Below are 24,262 nucleotides of genomic sequence, written 5' to 3' on the forward strand. Positions count from 1 at the left end.
GCCGAACACACACACGAACCTTTGATCCTAGCGCGCCGATGAGAGCTTCCTGCGTCGGCTACGAGCCGCGTGAACCGATCACCCCCCGTTCTGCACAGCTACGGCCCGGTCGATGATCGTTTCGAGAGCCGCACGGTATCCCTCGGCTCCCAGTGCTTGCAGCAGTCCGGGCAACAGCGCGGACAGTGCAACCGTGACGAGAGCATCCGGTTTCAGTGCTCCTCCCATCGACGACGACACCGTCGTCAACTGGACGTCGAGTTCTCGTAAGGTCACCGCCCTGCCGCCGTGCTCGAGCACGACCGTTTCCGGTGCCGTCTCGGCTGCAGCCGAGACCAGGGCGGGCAGGTCGGCGACAGTCGGTCGCGGAGCGGCCTGCTGCAGCTCCCGAGCCGTACGGACGTCCACGGACCGGACGACGAGGGAGGGGTCGGATGTGACCGTCTCCAGCACCGTCACGAATCTCTCAGCGAATGCCGCGATCGTGGATTCGTCGAACAGATCGGTCGCGTAGGTGATCAGCATCGGCATGCCGACCAGTGCGCGGTCCGCGCCGTACTCCTCTCCGATCGCCAACTGCAGGTCGACCTTTGCCTGTCCCAGATCGCTGTCGAACGCCGAGATCTCCAGACCCGGTAGCTCGAGCGAGGCCTGCTCGGTGTTCTGATACGTGAGCATCACCTGGAACAGTGGCGGATAGGCGGACGAACGCGAACGCCCCAGTGCATCCACAAGACGTTCGAACGGCAGCTCCGCGTGAGCGAAAGCGGCGAGATCCACATCGCGTACATCTTGGAGGAGCTCCGAGAACGTCGCTGTCGGCGACACCTCGGTCCGCAACACCAAAGTGTTGACGAACATACCGATCAGATCGTCGAGCGCCTGCTCCCCACGGCCGGCAACCGGAGTACCGACGGTGATATCGGAACTGTTCGACAACTTCGAGAGCAGTACCGTCAGCGCGGAGTGCACAACCATGAAGACGGTCACGCGTTCCTGACGGGCAAGGGCTTCGATCCGCTCCGCCAGATCCGGCTCCACCGTGAAGGAATAGGACGCGCCGTTGGTCGACGGGCGCGACGGTCTCGGCCGATCCAATGGGAGATCGAGCACCTCGGGTGCGCCCTCGAGTGCCCTGGTCCAATACTCGAGCTGTTCGGCCGCGACGCTGCCGGGATCCTCGTCATCGCCCAGAACATCGCGCTGCCACAGCGCGTAGTCGGCGTACTGGACACGTAGCGGATCCCAGCCGGGAGCCGAGTTCTCGGACCGGGCATGGTAGGCGGTGACCACGTCCCGCGTCAGCGGTCCCATCGAGAAGCCGTCCGCACTGATGTGGTGCACCACGACGACGAGAACGAACTCCGTCGGGCTCGTCTCGAACAGACGGATCCGGACCGGGACCTCTCTCGACACGTCGAATCCGGTGGTGACGGCCTCCTCGACACGAGCGACGAGTTCCGTTTCGTCCACTTCGACGTGCGGAACATCGACAGCGAATTCCGTCACTGCCAGGATCCGCTGGAGCGGGCCGGTCTCGGTGTCCGGATAGACAGTGCGCAGTATCTCGTGCCGGGCCACCACGTCGCGAACCGCCGCTCGGAGCGCTGAGATGTCGAGCAGACCGGAGAGTCGGATCACCACGGGGATGTTGTAGACCGCCGACGAGGTGTCCACCTGATTGAGGATCCACATCCGCTGCTGGGCGAGCGACAGCGGTACGGCCTCCGGCCTCGGCCGACGCGTGAGATCGATTCGTGGACGCCCCGACGCCTCGTCCTCCGCGCGTGCAGTGAGCGCACGAACGGTCGGTGCCTCGAACACGGCTCGAACCGGTACCCGGGTGTCGAGAGCCTCTCCGAGGCGTGCCACCAACCGCGTGGCGATCAGCGAGTTGCCGCCCAACTCGAAGAAGTCGTCCTCTGCGCCTACGCGATCGAGACCGAGGAGCTCGGCGAACACCGATGCGACGACCTCCTCGACCGGCGTGGCCGGCGCCACGAACCGACGTGCCTCGAACACCGGCGCGGGAAGCGCACGACGGTCGATCTTGCCGTTGACGTTCAGCGGCAAGCTGTCGAGCACCATGATCGCCGAAGGCACCATGTACGACGGCAGGACCTCACGCAGGGCCGCAGTCACCTGGACCGCATCCACATCGGTGTCCGGAGTCGGCACCACGTACCCCACCAACTGTTCGGAAGTGCGGTCGTCGCGATGCACGGTAACCACGCATCGAGCCACCTCGGGACGCGCTCGCAATGCGGCTTCGATGTCCCCGAGTTCGATCCGGTAACCACGTAGCTTCACCTGGAAATCGGCGCGGCCGATGTACTCGAGGCGGCCGTTGTACGGATCGGAGGGATCCGTGACCCACCGGACGACATCACCGGTCCTGTACATCCGGGAACCACCCCCACTGAACGGATCGGCGACGAACCGTTCGGCGGTGAGATCCCCGCGCATGTGGTAACCCCGGGCGAGCTGAGCACCCGACAGGTACAGCTCACCGGCAACTCCCGGCAGCACCGGCCGAAGCCGGGAATCGAGGACGTAGACGCGACTGTTCCATACGGGACCACCGATCGGAACGGTGGCACCCACGTCCTCCGTAACCTGCTGTTCGGTGATCGACACGGCTGCCTCCGTCGGGCCGTACAGGTTGTACAGCTCCGCATCGTTGCCGGACGACAGGAATCGCCGCGCCGTCTCGGCCGGCAGTTCCTCACCGATCGCGAGTACCCGGCGCAGAGCATCCGGAAGCCGGCCGTCGTTCTCTTCGAGGAGCATCTGCAGCATCGAGGGAACGACATGCAGCGTGGTCACGGCCTCGGACTCCATCAACCGGACGAGGTAGCCGGGATCCCGATGTCCATCGGCATCTGCGATGACGAGCCGACCGCCACAGGCCGCGGCGGACCAGAACTCCCATACCGACAGGTCGAAGGTCGCAACCGTCTTGAGGAGCACGGCGTCGTCCGGGCCCATACCGAAGCGCGCACGCTTCCACAACAGCTGATTGGCGACAGCGGCGTGAGGCACCGCCACCCCCTTCGGGCGTCCGGTCGACCCCGAAGTGAAGATCACATAGGCGGCGTTGGCCGGCCGCAGCGGCGCGGACCGCTCCTCCGGCACGATCGGGGCCTCGGACACCCCGCTCATATCCAGCTTGTCGATGAGGATCGACGAGCAACTCCCGTGCCCGGTGAAGTGGTCACGCTCCGTGCTCAGGATGCAGAGCGGGTTGGCACTCGTGACAATGGTCGCGATCCGCTCAGCAGGCTGATCCGGGTCGATCGGGACGTAGGCAGCGCCGGTCTTGGCAATCGCGTACATACCCACGACGAGATCGATCGATCGCCGGATAGCCAGGCCGACAAGGCACTCCGGACCGACCCCGCGACCGATGAGGTAGCGGGCGAGACGGTTCACCCGGGAATCGAGCTCGCGGTAGGTCACCTGTTCGCCGCCGGCGACCAAGGCGATCGCATCGGGCGACGTGGACACCTGGTTCTCGTAGAGCGACACCAGCGTCGAGGATGCGTCCACCGTGTGATCGGTGTCGTTCCACCGGACGAGCATGCGCTCACGCTCGGCCGGATCGAGCAGATCCACCCCGCCGACGAGCACGGACGAATCCGCAGCGACCTTGTCGACCAACCGCACGAAGCGTTCCGCAAAGCCGTCGACCGTGGACTGTTCGAACAGATCCGTGGCGTAGGTGAAGGTCGCTTCCATCCCGGCAGGTTCACCGTCCGGGCCGTAGTCGTCGGACAGGATCAAGTGCAGATCGAACTGCGCAAGTCCTGCGTCGACCTCGAACGGTACGACGTCGAGACCAGGAAGCCGGAACTCTCCACGCTCGTGGTTCTGGAACGAGAAGCCCACTTGGACCAGTGGATGCCGTGCGGTCGAGCGAGACGGGTTGAGCACCTCGATGAGCCTCTCGAACGGCACATCCGAATGGGCGAACGCGTCGAGGTCCTTCTCTCGTACGGACGCGAGCAACTCGTCGAAGGTCTTGTCCGGCGACACCTCGGTGCGCAGCACCAGGGTGTTGACGAACATGCCGATCAGATCGTCGAGTGCCTGCTCCCCACGACCGGCGATCGGCGTGCCGATCGCGATGTCGTCACCACCCGACAAGCGCGCCAACAACACGGCGAACACGGCGTGTACCGCCATGAACAAGGTGGTGTTGTTCCTCCGGGCCAACGTCGTCAGTGCGCGATGCTGGTCCGGGGACAAGGTGAAAGTCGCGCGGCCACCCCTGAAGGACTGCACCGCAGGGCGCGGATGATCCGTCGGCAGCTCGAGTTGCTCGGGGGCATCCCGCAACATCTCGACCCAGTAGTCGAGTTGCTGGGAGATCAACGACTCGGGATCGTCCTCTGCGCCGAGTACCTGCCGCTGCCACAGGGCGTAATCGGCGTACTGCACCTCGAGCGGTTCCCACGCCGGTGCAGCACCTGCGGAACGCGCGGTGTACGCGAGCATCAGATCCCGGGCGAACGGCACCATCGACGACCCGTCGGCGCTGATGTGATGAATCACCGCACCGAGCACGAACTCGTCCTCGCCGACCCGGAACAACTCCATCCGCACCGGAATCTCCGAGGTGACATCGAAACGAGTGGTCACCAACTCGAACAACTTCCGTTCGAGCTCGTCACCGGCGACGATCACCGCTTCCAGCGACACGGACGGAACCGGCAGGATCCGCTGCGCCGGACCGTCCACCGTCTCCGGATACACCGTCCGCAACGACTCGTGCCGGGCGAAGACGTCACCGACCGCCTCGGCCAGCACGGCAACATCGACTCGGCCCCGCAACCGCAGAGCCATCGGAATGTTGTATGCCGTCGATTCGGTATCGAACCGGTTCAGGAACCACATCCGCGTCTGCGCCAACGACAACGGCACATTCTCCGGACGTTCCTGCGCCACCAGCGCCGCCCGTGCACCGCTACCGATCTGCGATTCGAGTGCCGCGGCCAACGCCCCCACCGTCGACGCCTCGAAGAACATCCGCACCGGCACCTCGGTATCGAGCGCAGCACCGATCCGCGCGACCACCTTCGTCGCCAACAGCGAATTACCACCGAGTTCGAAGAAGTCGTCGTCGACACCGACCCGAGCCACCTCGAGCACATCGCCGAACACCTGCGCGACGATCTCCTCGACCGGCGTGGCCGGCGCTCGGAACTCGCGCACCGCGAACACCGGTGCCGGCAACGCCCGACGATCCAACTTGCCGTTGACCGTCAACGGAATCTGCGTCAACACCACGAACGCCGACGGCACCATGTAATCGGGCAACCGATCGGATACATGCGCCCGCAGAGCTTCCGGATCCACATCCGCACCCGCGGCCGCCACCACATACGCCACGATCCGCTGGTCACCGGGGTTGTCCTCACGCACCACCACGGCCACCTGCGCCACCGAGTCGTCCGACAGCACCGTCGCCTCGATCTCACCGAGCTCGATACGGAAACCGCGCACCTTCACCTGGTCGTCGGCACGACCGAGATACTCGAGCTCCCCGTCCCGGTTCCACCGGGCCACGTCACCGGTGCGATACAGCAACGACCCGTCCGTGTCGAACGGATCGGCCACGAACCGCGCCGCCGTCAACGACGGACGACCGTGATAACCCCGCGCCAACTGGCCACCGGCGACATACAACTCACCCGCGACACCCACCGGCACCGGCCGCAGACGCCGATCCAGCACGAACACCCGCAAACCGGAAATCGCCTCACCGACAATACTTCCGGCCGCAGTACGCGCCGTCACCTCATCGATACGACGATGCGACACATGCACCGTCGTCTCGGTGATGCCATACATGTTCACCAACCGCGGAACACGATCGCCACGACGCTCGAACCACGGCACCAGACGCCGCAACTCCAACGCCTCACCACCGAAGATCACATACCGCAACGCCAACTCCGGCGCCGGAACCGCGGTCCGATCCACCTCCGCCAGCTGATAGAACGCCGACGGCGTCTGATTGAGCACCGTCACCCGCTCGCGCTCGAGCAACTCCAGGAACTGCTGCGGCGACCGCGACGTGAAGTAGTCGACCACCACCAACGTCCCGCCGTAGAGCAACGCCCCCCACAGCTCCCACACCGAGAAATCGAACGCATACGAGTGGAACATCGTCCACACGTCCTGCGGCCCGAACCCGTAGACCGACTCGGTATCGGCCAACAACCGCACCACGTTCCGATGCGGAACCAGCACACCCTTCGGGCGACCCGTCGACCCCGACGTATAGATCACATACGCCACCGACTCCGGACGCAGCACACCACGCCGCTCCGCCGGCACGATCGGATCCGCCGACACCTGACCCAGATCCAGCCGATCGATCTCGACGACCTGCACCCCGGCAGCGAAATCGACCTCACGACCCGACCACGACACCACACAGGTCGGCGCCGAATCCTCCACCACATACGCCAACCGGTCGGCCGGCGACGACGGATCCAACGGCACATACGCCCCACCGGCCTGCACCACCGCCAGCAACGCCACCACCAGATCCGCAGACCGCGGCAACGCCACACCGACCAACGACTCCGCACCGACCCCCAGATCGATCAGATGCCGCGCCAGACGACGCGACCGCGCCGCCAACTCCGCATACGACACCCGCTCGTCACCGAAGACCACCGCCGTCGCATCAGCGGCAGCCACGACCCGTTCGTCGAACAACTCCGCCAACGTGACCGCACCCGCAGCACCCACACCACGACCGGGCCACCGCCGAACCACCAACTCACGCTCGACCGGATCCAGAATCTCCAGATCCCCCACCGGCACCCGCGAATCCGCCACCACCGCAGACAGAATCCGCACATACCGCTCCGCGAACCCACGCACCGTCGACTCGTCGAACAAATCCACCGCATACGTCAACGTCGCCGACATACCCGCAGGGGTTCCCTGTTCGTCGTACTGCTCGACCAGGGTCAGCTGCAGATCGAACTTGGACACGGCATTGGGGAGTTCGACGGGCCCGACCGCCAGTCCCGGAAGTTCGAGCTGGGCCTGCTGCTGGTTCTGGAAGGCGAGCATCACCTGGAACAACGGATGCCGCGCCTGCGACCGCACCGGGTTGAGCACCTCCACCAACCGCTCGAACGGCACATCCGAATGCCCGAACGCCGCCAGATCCGTCTCCGCGATCTGTCCGAGCAAGCCCGTGAAATTCACCGCCGGATCCACCTCGGTGCGCAGCACCAGGGTGTTGACGAACATGCCGATCAGATCGTCGAGTGCCTGCTCCCCACGACCGGCGATCGGCGTGCCGATCGCGATGTCGTCACCACCCGACAAGCGCGCCAACAACACCGCCAACGCCGCATGCATCACCATGAACGGCGTCGCACCCTCACGACGCGCCAACGCATCGACCGCCGCATGCAGACCCGCATCCACCTCGAAGTGATGCTCCGCGCCCTGGGCGCTCGATCGTTCCGGCCGGGGGCGGTCTGCGGGGAAGGTCACCTCGTCGGGCAGATCTGCCAGCGCACCCCGCCAGTAGTCGAGTTGCTGGGAGATCAACGACTCGGGATCGTCCTCTGCGCCGAGTACCTGCCGCTGCCACAGGGCGTAATCGGCGTACTGCACCTCGAGCGGTTCCCACGCCGGTGCAGCACCTGCGGAACGCGCGGTGTACGCGAGCATCAGATCCCGGGCGAACGGCACCATCGACGACCCGTCGGCGCTGATGTGATGAATCACCGCACCGAGCACGAACTCGTCCTCGCCGACCCGGAACAACTCCATCCGCACCGGAATCTCCGAGGTGACATCGAAACGAGTGGTCACCAACTCGAACAACTTCCGTTCGAGCTCGTCACCGGCGACGATCACCGCTTCCAGCGACACGGACGGAACCGGCAGGATCCGCTGCGCCGGACCGTCCACCGTCTCCGGATACACCGTCCGCAACGACTCGTGCCGGGCGAAGACGTCACCGACCGCCTCGGCCAGCACGGCAACATCGACTCGGCCCCGCAACCGCAGAGCCATCGGAATGTTGTATGCCGTCGATTCGGTATCGAACCGGTTCAGGAACCACATCCGCGTCTGCGCCAACGACAACGGCACATTCTCCGGACGTTCCTGCGCCACCAGCGCCGCCCGTGCACCGCTACCGATCTGCGATTCGAGTGCCGCGGCCAACGCCCCCACCGTCGACGCCTCGAAGAACATCCGCACCGGCACCTCGGTATCGAGCGCAGCACCGATCCGCGCGACCACCTTCGTCGCCAACAGCGAATTACCACCGAGTTCGAAGAAGTCGTCGTCGACACCGACCCGAGCCACCTCGAGCACATCGCCGAACACCTGCGCGACGATCTCCTCGACCGGCGTGGCCGGCGCTCGGAACTCGCGCACCGCGAACACCGGTGCCGGCAACGCCCGACGATCCAACTTGCCGTTGACCGTCAACGGAATCTGCGTCAACACCACGAACGCCGACGGCACCATGTAATCGGGCAACCGATCGGATACATGCGCCCGCAGAGCTTCCGGATCCACATCCGCACCCGCGGCCGCCACCACATACGCCACGATCCGCTGGTCACCGGGGTTGTCCTCACGCACCACCACGGCCACCTGCGCCACCGAGTCGTCCGACAGCACCGTCGCCTCGATCTCACCGAGCTCGATACGGAAACCGCGCACCTTCACCTGGTCGTCGGCACGACCGAGATACTCGAGCTCCCCGTCCCGGTTCCACCGGGCCACGTCACCGGTGCGATACAGCAACGACCCGTCCGTGTCGAACGGATCGGCCACGAACCGCGCCGCCGTCAACGACGGACGACCGTGATAACCCCGCGCCAACTGGCCACCGGCGACATACAACTCACCCGCGACACCCACCGGCACCGGCCGCAGACGCCGATCCAGCACGAACACCCGCAAACCGGAAATCGCCTCACCGACAATACTTCCGGCCGCAGTACGCGCCGTCACCTCATCGATACGACGATGCGACACATGCACCGTCGTCTCGGTGATGCCATACATGTTCACCAACCGCGGAACACGATCGCCACGACGCTCGAACCACGGCACCAGACGCCGCAACTCCAACGCCTCACCACCGAAGATCACATACCGCAACGCCAACTCCGGCGCCGGAACCGCGGTCCGATCCACCTCCGCCAGCTGATAGAACGCCGACGGCGTCTGATTGAGCACCGTCACCCGCTCGCGCTCGAGCAACTCCAGGAACTGCTGCGGCGACCGCGACGTGAAGTAGTCGACCACCACCAACGTCCCGCCGTAGAGCAACGCCCCCCACAGCTCCCACACCGAGAAATCGAACGCATACGAGTGGAACATCGTCCACACGTCCTGCGGCCCGAACCCGTAGACCGACTCGGTATCGGCCAACAACCGCACCACGTTCCGATGCGGAACCAGCACACCCTTCGGGCGACCCGTCGACCCCGACGTATAGATCACATACGCCACCGACTCCGGACGCAGCACACCACGCCGCTCCGCCGGCACGATCGGATCCGCCGACACCTGACCCAGATCCAGCCGATCGATCTCGACGACCTGCACCCCGGCAGCGAAATCGACCTCACGACCCGACCACGACACCACACAGGTCGGCGCCGAATCCTCCACCACATACGCCAACCGGTCGGCCGGCGACGACGGATCCAACGGCACATACGCCCCACCGGCCTGCACCACCGCCAGCAACGCCACCACCAGATCCGCAGACCGCGGCAACGCCACACCGACCAACGACTCCGCACCGACCCCCAGATCGATCAGATGCCGCGCCAGACGACGCGACCGCGCCGCCAACTCCGCATACGACACCCGCTCGTCACCGAAGACCACCGCCGTCGCATCAGCGGCAGCCACGACCCGTTCGTCGAACAACTCCGCCAACGTGACCGCACCCGCAGCACCCACACCACGACCGGGCCACCGCCGAACCACCAACTCACGCTCGACCGGATCCAGAATCTCCAGATCCCCCACCGGCACCCGCGAATCCGCCACCACCGCAGACAGAATCCGCACATACCGCTCCGCGAACCCACGCACCGTCGACTCGTCGAACAAATCCACCGCATACGTCAACGTCGCCGACATACCCGCGGAACGACCGTCTTCGGTGAAGTTCTCCGAAAGGGTGAGCGCCAGATCGAACTTCGACGTGTCCGACTCGATGTCCACGCCCGAGATCGACAGGCCGGGCAGCTCGAACGAGGTCGTTCCGAGGTTCTGGAAGGCGAGCATCACCTGGAACAACGGATGCCGCGCCTGCGACCGCACCGGGTTGAGCACCTCCACCAACCGCTCGAACGGCACATCCGAATGCCCGAACGCCGCCAGATCCGTCTCCGCGATCTGTCCGAGCAAGCCCGTGAAATTCACCGCCGGATCCACCTCGGTGCGCAGCACCAGGGTGTTGACGAACATGCCGATCAGATCGTCGAGTGCCTGCTCCCCACGACCGGCGATCGGCGTGCCGATCGCGATGTCGTCACCACCCGACAAGCGCGCCAACAACACCGCCAACGCCGCATGCATCACCATGAACGGCGTCGCACCCTCACGACGCGCCAACGCATCGACCGCCGCATGCAGACCCGCATCCACCTCGAACGTGATGCGGCCTCCGGCGTAGGACGACACCGACGGGCGCGGTCGGTCGGTGGGGAGTCCGATCTCCTCCGGGAGATCTGCCAGCGCACCCCGCCAGTAGTCGAGTTGCTGGGAGATCAACGACCCGGAATCGTCCTCGGACCCCAGCAGCCGCCGCTGCCACAGGGCGTAATCGGCGTACTGCACCGGCAACGGCACCCAGGAAGGTGCATCCCACTCCGAACGGGACGCATACGCGATCATGACGTCCCGAGCCAGCGGCCCCATGGACCACCCGTCGGCGCTGATGTGATGGACGACCATGACGAGCACGAACTCGTTATCGGAGAGGGCGAACAAGCGCGCGTGTACCGGCACCTCGGTCGTGACGTCGAATCCGGTGGACACCAGATCGACGACTGCCCCGTGCAGTTCGGTTTCGTCCACCTCGACGGGTCGGAGATCCGGGACGACGGACGCCGCTTCTCGGATGACCTGGACAGGGCCGGCCGGCGTGTCCGGGAAGACGGTCCGCAACGACTCGTGCCGCTCGATGACATCCATGACGGCGACCTGCAATGCTGCGATGTCGAGACGTCCCGAAAGCCGGATGGCGACCGGAATGTTGTTGACGGCCGATTCGGTATCGAACCGGTTCAGGAACCACATCCGCTGTTGAGCCAACGACAACGGCACCCGATTCGGTCGGGGTCCTGCGGTGAGGGGTTCCCGCCCACCTGCACCTGCGTACGACTCGACGCACGCTGCCAGTGCTCCCACCGTCGAGTGTTCGAACACTGCCCGGACGGGTACGGATGCATCGAGCGCGGCACCGATACGTGAGGCGACCTGAGTAGCGCTGAGCGAGTTGCCGCCGAGTTCGAAGAAATCGTCGTCCACACCGATCCGCTCGATACCGAGGATCTGCGCGAAGACACCCGCCACGATCTCCTCGAGGACCGATGCCGGCGCACGGAACGCCCGCGTTTCGAACATCGGCTCCGGCAGGGCTCCTCTGTCGAGCTTGCCTGCCGGTGTCAACGGCACCTCGTCGATCACCACGACAGCACTCGGCATCATGTAACGCGGCAGGAAGTCACCCGCTGCCTCCCTGAGCGTTTCCGCATCCGCAGTGGAGCCTTCTGTGAGCGTCACATAGGTGACCAGCGCGGGGGCGCCACCGATTCCTTCCCTGCCGAGGGTGACGACGAAATCCACGTCATCCATGGTGGAGAAGACGGCGTCGATCTCGCCGAGTTCGATGCGGTGGCCTCGGATCTTCACTTGGAAGTCGGCACGCCCCACGAACTCGAGTGCGCGTGAGCCGTCCGGCATGACGACCCAGCGAACAACATCGCCTGTGCGGTAGAGACGTTCACCCGTCCCGGAATAGGGGCTCGCAACGAATCGCTCGGCTGTGAGAGCGGGGCGTCTGCGGTAGCCACGGGCGACCGTTGCACCCCCGACGTACAACTCGCCGGCGACACCCTCCGGCACCGGATGGAGCCTCCGGTCCAGGACGTACAAAGGGGCTCCGGGCAGCGCGTCACCGATGGGAATGATCGGCTCGTCGCCGGTCAGCGGGCGGCTCGCGGCCGCGACGATGGTGGTCTCGGTCGGGCCGTAGAGATTGAAGAAACGGCGTCCCGGCGCCCATTTCGCGACCAGGTCGCGGGTGCACGCCTCGCCACCCACCATCACGGTCCCGAGGTCGTCGAGCCCGGTGGGATCGATCGACGCGAGAGCCGCGGGCGTGACGAACGCATGGTTCACGCGCTCTGCGCGAAGCAGTTGGGCGAGTTCGTGACCACCGACGACCGACGGCGGAGCGATCACCATCGTTGCGCTCGCACCGACGGCGACCAGGAACTCGAGAATCGACGCGTCGAAGCTCGGCGAAGCGAAATGCAGAACGCGGCTTCCCGATTCGATCGCGAACCGTTCCCGCTGGTCCGTGATCTGGGTCGCGAGACCGCGGTGACTGACCACCACGCCCTTCGGCAATCCGGTGGATCCCGAGGTGTAGATGACGTATGCGGGATCCGCCGACCGGATGGGACGGACAAGGTCGTCTCGGGTGAGACGTTCCGGCGATCTGGATTCGAGCTCACGGATCACCGCCGGCTCGTCGAGCGCGAGCCAATCGATGTGGTGCGGTAGGTTGCCTCCCACCGCCGCGACCGTGAGGCCCAGAACGGCCCCGGAATCGACCACCATGTGTTCGACTCGCTGAGTCGGGTAGGAAGGATCGACCGGGACGAAGGCTGCACCGGTCCGGGCGACCGCCCAGACCGCCGCCACCGATTCGATCGAGCGAGGCACCGCGACCGCGACGATGTCGCCGGGGCCCACACCGTGGTCGACGAGTAGGCGCGCAGCCCGATTCGAGAGGGCATCGAGCTCGGAGTAGGTGAGAGTACGTCCGGCACACGTCACAGCCGAGACGTCCGGCGCGCCGTCCACGGCCTCGAGGAGCACCTCGGGCAAGGTGATCGATGCAGGTGCGGACGAATCGATCCACAACAGGGCACGACGCTCGTGCTCGTCGAGGAGGTCGATATCACCGACTGCAGTATCCGGCGAGGCGATGACAGCGTCGAGCAACCTGACGAAACGGGCGGCGAACGTCTCGACCGTGGACTTCTCGAACAGATCCTCGGCAAAGACGAATTCTGCCGGCAACGCCTGCGGGGAATCGTTGCCTGCCGGTTCCAGGACGGTCAGTTGCAGGTCGAACTTTGCAACATCGACGACGACCTCTTCAGCGCGCACCGTCAGGCCGGGCAGTTCCACTTCCGTGGGACTTTCGGTCTGGAACGACAGGATCACCTGGAACAAGGGGTGCCGTGACTGCGACCGTGCCGGGTTCAAGACCTCGACGAGACGTTCGAACGGGATGTCCGCGTGGCCCATCGCCTGGAGATCGACGTCGCGGACCTCGTCGAGCAATTGCGAGAACGATGATGCCCCGTCGACCTTCGTCCGGAGAACCAAGGTGTTGACGAACATACCGATCAGTCCGTCGATCTCGGATTCACCTCGACCGGAGATCGGTGTTCCGACTGCGATGTCGTCCGATCCCGCAAGACGGGCGAGCAGTACCGCGAATGCGGCATGCAGCGCCATGAAGGGAGTCATATTGTGAGCACGCGCCAGAGCGAGGAGCCCTTGGTACGACTCGGATGGGATCTCGAAACCGACACGTCCGCCACGGAAGGACTGGGTCGCCGGTCGGGGATGGTCGGCCGGCAGATCCAGCTGGTCGGGTACGCCGTCCAACTTCGACTTCCAATATGCGATCTGCTTGGCTGCAAGCGAATCGGTGTCGGATTCGACTCCGAGAACGTTGCGCTGCCAGATGCTGTAGTCGGCGTACTGGACCGGCAGTTCCTCCCATTCGGGTGCGGCGCCATCCATCCGGGCGCTGTACGCCGCGATGACGTCCGAAGAGAAAGCGCCGAACGAGTAGCCGTCTGCCGCGATGTGGTGCACGACGACCGTCACTGCGACGTCGTCGGGAGCGGTCCGGAAGATACGAGCGCGGATCGGCACGTCCTTCGTGACATCGAAGCCGTGCTCTGCGAACTCTCTCAGGCGTGCAGGTAGGGAACTCTCGTCGACGTCCTCGACCGGAGCCTCGAACCCGAGGGTGTTTGCGGGTAGCACGACCTGATGCGGGATTCCGTTCTCCCCCTCGGGGAATACGGTCCGCAACGCTTCGTGACGATCGATGACATCTGCCAGTGCCTGCTCGACGACTAGGGTGTCGACATCTCCTGTCATCCGGACCACGAACGGCAGATTGTAAGTAGCCGCAGTGGGATCGAACTGGTTGAGGAACCACATTCGCTGCTGGGCCCACGACAACGGGATCAGCGCTGTCCGCTCTTGTCGGACCAGGGGAACGCGCCCTGTTCCGACAGTCGATGCGACCGCCCCTGCAAGACGCTCCACCGTGGACGCTTCGAAGAGCAGCCGCACCGGTACCGAAGCATCCAGTGCCGCTCCGATTCGCGCAGCGACCTGCGTCGCCGACAACGAGTTGCCACCCAGGGCGAAGAAGTCGTCGTCCAGGCCGACCTGCTCGATGCCGAGCACCGCAGCAAACACGAGGGCGACCGTCTGCTCTACCGGCGTCCGCGGAGCACGGAAGTGCACCGCCTCGAAGACCGGTTCCGGCAATGCCCGCCGATCGAGCTTGCCCGATGCATTCAACGGGAACTCGTCGAGCACCAGGATCTGCGACGGCACCATGTACGACGGCAGTACCGACCGCACCGCATCACGAGTTGCGGTCGGTTCGGGTGCCGAATCACCCACTGGGACGACATATCCGACAAGATGTTCACCGAACTCGCCGGCGTGCACCACGGCCGCTGCCTGTCCCACTCCGGCGACTCCGAGCAGCGCCGCTTCGATCTCGCCGAGCTCGATGCGCTGACCACGGAACTTCACCTGGAAATCGGTGCGACCCAGATACTCCAGCTCACCGTCTCGCGTCCACCGCACCAGATCACCCGTGCGATACATCCGCTCGCCGGAGCCGAAGGGATCGGCCACGAACCGCTCCGCCGTCAGATCCACCCGCCCGTGATAACCCCGCGCGAGCTGAACACCCGACAGATACAACTCACCCGCGACACCCACCGGCACCGGCCGCAATCGACCGTCGAGCACGAAGACCCGGGTGTTCCGTACCGGTGATCCGATCGGCACCATGCGCCCGTCGGACGAATCGAGATACGTGAACGACGTCGCCTGGATCGTCGCCTCGGTCGGACCGTAGAGATTGTGCACCTGAGCCGAACACGTCTGCCGCAACCGCGACATCGTCAGTCCCGACAATGCCTCACCACCGGTGAAGAGCGCCCGAAGCGAGGTCCATCGACCCGGCTTCAGACGGTCGAGCACCGCCTCGAGCACCGACGGCACGAACTGCACCGCCGTGACCTGCTGCTCGTCGATGACCCGCGCCAGATACTCCGGATCCCGATGCCCGTCCGGCTCCGCCACCACCAACCGCGCACCGGCCTGCAACGGAAGCAACAACTCCCACACCGACGCATCGAAGGTGAACGGCGTCTTGAGCAACACCACATCGTCAGCGCCCAGAACGAACCGTTCCTGCATCCACAGCAACTGGTTGACCACCGAACGATGCTCGACCGCCACACCCTTCGGCCGACCCGTCGACCCCGACGTATAGATCACATACGCCGTATTCTCCGGACGCAACACCGCACGACGATCGGAATCGGTCACCGGAGCATCCGACACCGACGACAGATCCACCTCGTCCACAGGAACCACCGGCACGGAATCCGGCGCACCGAAGCCGTCCCGTGACGTCGTCAGCACCAACACCGGCTCCGACGAATCGAGCACATACCCTGTCCGCTCCGCCGGATGATCCGGATCCACCGGCACATACGCACCACCGGCAGCAAGCACCGCATGCACCGCCACCACCAGATCCACACTGCGACGCATCGCCACCGCCACCCGCGACTCCGGCCCCACACCCACCGAAATCAAATACCGAGCAAGACGATTCACCCGCGACGCGAACTCACCATAGGTGTACTCACCACCGTCGAACACCACCGCCGGCGCACCCGGCGACCGCTGCACCTGCTCGTCGAACAAGTCGGTCAGCAACCGCGCCGACACCGCATGCCCGGTCGCATTCCACGAGTCGAGCACCGACACCCGCTCCTCGGGCGCCAACAACTCCACATCCCCGACCGGCACCGACACATCCGCCGCCACCGCCTCGACCAACCGCACGAACCGCTCCGCGAACGACACCACCGTCGCCTCGTCGAACAGATCCGTCGCATACGTCCACGCCACCGACATCCCCGCCGGCGCACCCGACTCATCGAACTGCTCGGCCACCGTGACATCGAGATCGAACTTCGCCGACACCGCATCGAGCTCCACCGGAGCCACCGTCAACCCCGGCAACTCCAAACCCGCACGCTCGAAATTCTGGAACGACAACAACACCTGGAACAACGGATGCCGCGCCTGCGAGCGCTCCGGATTGAGCACCTCCACCAACCGCTCGAACGGCACATCCGCATGCCCGAACGCCGCCACATCCACCGCACGCGCCTGCTCGAGCACCTCCGCGAACGACGCAGACGACTCCACCCGAGTACGCAACACCAACGTGTTGACGAACATACCCACCAGATCGTCGAGCGCACGCTCCCCACGACCGGCAACCGGCGTACCGATCGCAATATCGTCGGTACCCGACAACCGAGCCAACAACACCGCCAACGCCGCATGCACCGCCATGAACACGGTCACCCCACGCTCACGCGCCACCCGCGTCAACGCCTCGTGCACACCCGCATCCACCACACCGACATGCATCGCCCCACGATTCGACGCCACCGCCGGACGCGCACGATCCACCGGCAGATCCAACTGATCCGGCAACCCCGCCAAACTCTCCCGCCAGAACCCGACCTGACGCGAGATCAGCGACTGCGGATCGTCCTCCGACCCGAGCACCTGCCGCTGCCACAACGCGAAATCCGCATACTGCACCTCGAGCGGCGCCCAGCCGGGCGCCTCACCACGACACCGGGACTCGTACGCCACCATCACATCCCGAGCCAACGGCCCCATCGACACACCATCACCGGCGATGTGATGCACCACCACCACCAACACGAACTCGTCCACCGCATCCACGACCCGGAACAACCGCACCCGCACCGGCACCTCGACCGCCACATCGAACCCGGCCGTGATCACCTCGGATGCGCGCTCGGTGATCTCATCGACCGACACATCGACGGGAGACGGATCGAACACGACGTCCGACGACGGCCGGACATCCTGGTGTCCTACGCCGTCGATCTCCGGATACACCGTCCGCAACGACTCGTGCCGCTCGACCACGTCCGAGAGCGCAGCAGTCAGTGCGGCCGTGTCCAGGGCGCCCGACATACGCAGGGCCATGCCCACGTTGTTGGTGCCGGCCGTAGTGTCGAACCGATTCAGGAACCACATGCGGGTCTGCGCCAACGACAACGGCACCCGCTCCGGACGCTCCTGCGCCACCAAACGCACACGTCCCGAACCGACATGCGTCTGCACCCGTTCTGCAACACCCTCCACTGAGGACGCCTCGAACAGCACGCGCACCGGGACATCGGTGTCGAGAGCGGCACCGATCCGGGAGACCACCCGCGTCGCTACGAGAGAGTTGCCACCGAGAGCAAAGAAGTCGTCGTCCAGACCCACCTGCTCCACGCCGAGCACCTCGGCGAAGACATCGGCCACTGTCTGCTGTACCGGCGTTTCCGGCGCCCGGAACCTCCCGGCTTCGAAGACCGGTGCAGGAAGAGCCCGACGATCCAACTTCCCGTTGACCGTCAGTGGCAACTTCTCGAGAACCACGAAAGCGGAGGGCACCATGTAGTCGGGAACAAGATCGTTCACGCCCGCACGCAGCCGTCCGATTTCGAGCGAATCGGATGCCTCTCCGACGACGTACGCGACGATCCGAGGATCGCCAGGAGTGTCCTCTCGAACGACCACGGCCGCGTGGGAGACACCCGGCTGCGTCGTGACAGCCGCCTCGATCTCGCCGAGTTCGATTCGGAATCCACGGATCTTGACCTGGTCGTCGGCGCGCCCGAGATACTCGAGTTCTCCCGCCGAACTCCATCGGGCGACGTCACCGGTTCGGTACAACCGCTCGCCCGAGTCGGAGAAGGGGTTCGCGACGAATCTCACCGACGTCAACGCCCGTCGACCGAGATATCCACGCGCGAGTTGCCCACCCGCCACGTAGATCTCGCCGGGTACACCGACAGGAACGGGCCGAAGCCTGTCGTCCAGCACGAAGACACTCAGGCCCGCGATCGGGCTACCGACCACACTCGGAGCGCCGGAGACCGCGAGTTGCTGTCCGATCGGCCGGTACGACACGTGCACCGTTGTTTCCGTAATCCCGTACATATTGACGAGACGGATCTCGTCGGAATCGTGACGGGAGAACCAACCGCCGAGACGGCGTGGCTCGAGGGCTTCGCCTCCGAAGATGACATACCGCAGTGCAAGCCTGCCGTCGGCGCGACGGTCGGCTTCGTCGAGTTGATAGAAGGCGGACGGCGTCTGGTTGAGGACCGTCACACCCTCTCGAACGAGCAGTTCACGGAACTGGTCCGGCGAACGGGACGTGAGGTAGTCGACGACCACCAACGTACCGCCGTAGAGCAGCGCACCCCACAGTTCCCAGACCGAGAAGTCGAAGGCGAAGGAGTGGAACATGGTCCATACATCCGACGCGTCGAACCCGTAGAGGTGGTCGGTATTGACCATCAACCGCACGACGTTGCGGTGCGGGATCAGGACACCCTTGGGTTGCCCCGTGGAACCTGAGGTGTAGATGACATATGCAGTGTTGGCCGGGGACAGCCGTCCTGTACGTTCGTCCGAGCAGATCGGCGAATCGTCGATAGCCGACAGATCGTCCACATCGAGAAGAATCTGTGGCATGTCGGCGGTACCCGACAGACCGGAATCGCTGCGCGTGACGAGTACCGCGGGGGACGCGTCGTCGAGAAGGAAGGCGATCCGTTCGTCCGGATAGTTCGGGTCCACCGGAAGATATGCGCCCCCGGCTTCGACCACCGCAACCAGAGCAACGACCAGATCGAGTGACCGCGGCAACGCTACGGCGACAAGGGATTCCGGCCCGACGCCGAGTTCGATCAGTTTGCGGGCGAGACGGCGTGACCTCGATGCGAGCCGGCCGTAGGTCAGCGAGTCGTCACCGAAACGAACAGCCACCTCATCAGGACCGGCGGCGACCATCCGACCGAAGAGATCGACCAGCGTGTCGTCTCCCGAGAACCGGTCCACCCCAACCGAGTTCCATTCGGAAAGGAGACGGGTACGCTCTGCGTCGTCGAGCAGTTCGATATCACCCACGGATGTACTCGGGCACCGGACACCGGCATCGAGCACACGAAGGAAACGCTGCGCGAAGGATTCGACGGTATGTGCATCGAACAGTGCGGTCGCGTACTCGAACGAAGCGTCCAGTCCCGACTCACCCGCTGCATCGGCAACGGTCAGCTGAAGGTCGAATTTGGCAGTGCCGACCTCGATTTCGGAAACGGCAGCGCGGACGCCCTCGATCTGCACGCCCGCAGCCGCGGGGGCGCCGACGTCCATCGACAACACGACCTGGAAGAGGGGGTGCCTCCCTGGCACACGCGTGGGATCGACAACTTCGACGAGCCGCTCGAACGGCACATTGGCATGCGCGAGGGCCGAGGCGTCGCTCGAGCGAACCTGCCGGACGAACTCCGCAAACGAAACGGACGGGTCGACAGACGTGCGCAGAGCAAGGGTGTTGACGAACATGCCGACGAGGTCGTTCAGCACCGGAAGGTCCCGTCCGGATACCGGGGTACCTACCACGATGTCGCGGGTACCGGACAGACGTGCGAGGAGCACCGCCAGCGCAGCATGCAGAACCATGAACCGGGTCACTCCGAGGTCGGAGGCCAGCGCAGAGATCCCCTCGACGACGTCGGCGGGAATGCGGAAATCGATTCGCGCCCCGTCGGTGGTGCCGTCCTCCGGACGCAGCCGGTCGGCGGGCAGATCGAGCTGATCCGGCACACCGTCGAGGATGTCGGTCCAGTAGCGCAGTTCACGCGAGGCGAGCGATTCGGGATCGTCTTCGGAACCGAGGAGTTCTCGCTGCCACAGAGTGTAGTCCGCATACTGGATCTCGAGAGGAGTCCACTTCGGTTCCTGCCCGTCGACCCGAGCGGCGTAAGCACTCAGGATGTCACGAGCGAGGGGGACGAAGGACAGACCGTCGGCGGCGATGTGGTGCAGGCTCAGGGTCACGACATGATCGGTCGGATCGAGGCGGAAAATCGCTGCCCTGAAGGGTATTTCGGTTGCCAGATCGAAACCTGCCCGAGCGAAACACCGCAACTCGTCGTCGAGATCGTCCGCAGAGACATCGACGATCTTCGGATCGATGCGAACGTCGTTCGCCGACAGAATGTTCTGGTACGGAGTTCCGTCGCGGTCGGGAAAGACGGTGCGCAGCGTCTCGTGACGGGAGAGGATGTCGGACAACGCCGCGAACATGGCGTCGACATCCAGGTCACCCTGCATCCGCACACTCAGCGGAAGATTGTAGAGCGCGGACTCGGGTTCGAGCCTGTTCAGGAACCACAGTCGCCGTTGAGCAGTCGACAAGGGCAACGTCTCGGGCCGCTCGGTGCGACCGAGCGCGGGCACCGGCAGTTCCGCTGCGACGATCGAGACGCGCTCGGCCAGGTCGATCACGGTAGACGAATCGAAGAGCAACCGAACCGGGACACGAATTCCCAGTTCCGTACCGATCAGGTGCGCGAGTTTGGTTGCAACGAGCGAATTCCCGCCCAGTTCGAAGAAATCGTGGTCGAGACCCACCCGCTCGATGTCCAAGGTCTGCGCGAAGGCGTCCGCCACGACACGCTCGACGTGGTTGCGAGGTTCGCGGTACTCACGAACATTCGGGACGATCGGCTGCGGCAAGGCCTTACGGTCGAGCTTCCCACTCACATTCAGCGGAAGCTCGTCCAACTCCATCACGAATGCCGGGACCATGTATGCCGGCAGCCGTAGGGCTACCTCACGTCGCAGGATCTCCGGATCGACCTGAGCCCCCGCCGTGGGTACGACATAGGCGACGAGCTGATCTCCGGCCGCCCCTGTGACGAGCTGCACCACCGCGCGTGCCACGCGAGGATCGTCCAGGAACGCAGCCTCGATATCGCCGAGTTCGAGTCGCTGACCCCGCAACTTGACCTGGAAGTCGCTGCGGCCTACGTATTCGAGTTCTCCCTCGTCGGTCCAGTAGACGAGGTCGCCGGTCCGATAGAGCCGCGATCCCGGCGTCCCCAGTGGATTCGCGACGAAGCGGTCGGCGGTCAGGTTCGGCTGAGATGCGTATCCCCGAGCAAGCTGGACGCCCGCGAGATAGAGCTCACCCGTGACTCCTCGCGGTGTCGGTTCGAGCTTCGAGTCGAGGACGTAGACCTGGGTGTTCCATACCGGGCGTCCGATCGGTACCGACGCCCGGTCCTCTCGGTCGTCCGCGCTTGTGAATTCGTGGAAGGTCACGTCCACTGCGGCCTCGGTCGGTCCGTACAGGTTGTGGACACGTACATCCGGCAACAGTTCCACGAGCTGACGAGCGGCACGAACCGGCAGAGCTTCGCCCGAGGCGAAGATGTTGCGCAGCGACACGCACCGTGCAACACCCTCGGTGGTGAACACTTCGAGCATCGAGGGGACGAAATGCATCGTGGTGATGTTCTCGTGCACTACCAGCTGTTGCAGATACGCGGGATCGCGGTGCCCGTCCGGCACCGCGACGACGAGACGTGCACCTACCGCGAGAGGCCAGAACAATTCCCAAACCGAGACGTCGAACGTGATCGGCGTCTTCTGCATCACCGCGTCGCGTGCTGAGAGTGGGTACTCCGATTGCATCCACTCCACGCGGTTGGCGATCGCTTCGTGGGAGACCGCGACGCCCTTGGGTCGTCCGGTCGATCCGGAGGTGAAGAGCACATAGGCGGCGTTGTCCCGACGGAGTGGGACGGACCGCTCGGCGTCGGTGACCGGTCCACCCGCGTAGGAATCGAGATCGAGGTCGGCCACGACGTGAATCGGCCTACCGCCGAAGACATCTGCTTCATCGGAGTCGGCGAGCACGACGACCGGTGCCGCTGTATCGAGAATATGGCGGATGCGTTCGACGGGTTGATCGATATCGATCGGGACGTAGGCGCCACCGGCACGGACGACGGCATGGATCGCGACCAACAGGTCGATCGATCGGCGCATCGCCACCGCGACCTGACGTTCCGGCCCGACCCCCTCACCGATCAGGAAACGGGCGAGCCGACCGACCTTGTCGTCGAACTCCGCAAAGGAGACACTTTGCCCCTCGAATGTGACGGCGGGGGCGTCCGGCGTCGATTCGACCTGTGCGTCCAGCATCGAAGCCAGAGTGGCGCCGGTATCCACCGCGTGTTCCGTGCGATTGGGTTCGACGATGACCGCGGCAAGCTCGTCGGAGCCCATGACGGCCACCGAACGCGCGATCCGGTGGCTCGGCGCTTCGAGGAATCGTTCGAAGAACTCCAGGAATCGCTCGTGATGTGCTCGGGACTCCGAGTCGGTATAGATATTGGGATTGGTTTCGAAGTCCACATGGGTCCGGGAACCCGCCACGCTCTGATAGACGTTTACGCTGAGATCTTCGACCGTACCGGTCGAGAGCACGTGGAGGTGACCCGTGCTCTCGCCGATGGCAAGCTCGTTGTGGAAGAGCATGAGGTTGATCAGGGGGCCGAAGAACTCCCGCTGAGTCCGCCCTGCCGTCGAGTCCCTACGAATGTCCTCGTGCCGGTAACGCTGATGCCGGAGGGCACCCGTGACTTCGAGACGCACTTGCGCCAACAACGCTTCGATGTCGACCTCGGAGCCGACGTTCAACCGCAACGGCACGATGTTCGACACCATGCCACCCGAGTTCTTCATGAACTTGGTGATGCGTGCCGTGACCGGGAGACTGAGGATCACCTCGTCGCGTCCGGTCATCCGAGCCAGATACGTGGCGAAGGCCGCGATCACCAGATTCGCGAGGGTGGTTTCGTGCCGTTCGGTCGCGTCGGCGACCAGACGGTCGATTCGATCGGACAACCGAGCGCTCGACACCTGGTTCACCGGTGCAGGCGGTCCGGTGCGACGACTGAGACTGATTCCTTCTTCCAGCCCTACGACGCGAGCTAGCCAGTATTCGCGGTCGGTATCGAACCGTGCCGACTGCCGATAGGCGATCTCGTATTCGCTGAGCCTGCGGAGATCCCCATCCGGCGCGGACGGCTCCTCGGTCCCGGATGACCAGGCCGTGTAGAGCTCGGCACATCGGCTGACGAGTGTCGTGGCGGAGTAGCCGTCGAGCGCAATGTGATGAACCCGCGCGTACCAGAAGTAGCGGCGGTCGTCGATCCGGAGAAGCGCCGAACGGACGAGCCGGTCGCGCAAGAGATCGAAGGGAGCTCCGTACTCGGCTCGCATCCATTCGTGGGCAGCGGCGACGGAGTCCGCGTGATCACGGAGATCGACAAGGGGAACGGAGCCGTCCTGGTCGTAGTCGATCAGCTGGAAGGGCTGAGCATCGACTTCGATAAGACGGACGAACCCCGATCCGAGTTCCCTGGCGGCCTGATTGAGTGCAGTTTCGAGACGCTCGACGTCGACATCGCCTTCGATGTCGACGTACTGCGCAATCGTGATCGGTACATCAGGATCGAGATGTTGGGCGAACCAGATGCCCATTTGGGCGGGAGAAAGAGGGAAGGCCTCATCGGGAACAGATCCGCGCACGACCCCTTCGGTACCTGCAGCCGCGGCTGCGTGTGCCGGAACACTCGCAGTGCCGAACTCCGATGCGCCGAAACCCAGCGAATCCAAACCCCAACCTTCCTCTCACCTGCGGGTAGCGGCAGTTGCCACCACACCACCGTACCGGGGCGTTTATCTGCCGATCAGGTGGAGAACGTTA

1 protein-coding gene is annotated in these 24,262 nt (G+C 64.7%); it reads right to left on the reverse strand.

Annotation, left to right across the window (positions count from 1 at the left end):
• Positions 1-78: 78 nt before the first annotated feature.
• On the reverse strand, positions 79-24,084 hold the full coding sequence (locus CKW34_RS17515) for a non-ribosomal peptide synthase/polyketide synthase (protein WP_231921739.1): 24,006 nt from the start codon (positions 24,082-24,084) through the stop codon (positions 79-81).
• Positions 24,085-24,262 lie beyond the last annotated feature (178 nt).

The sequence above is a fragment of the Rhodococcus rhodochrous genome (genome assembly GCF_900187265.1).
Classification (GTDB): Bacteria; Actinomycetota; Actinomycetes; order Mycobacteriales; family Mycobacteriaceae; genus Rhodococcus; species Rhodococcus rhodochrous.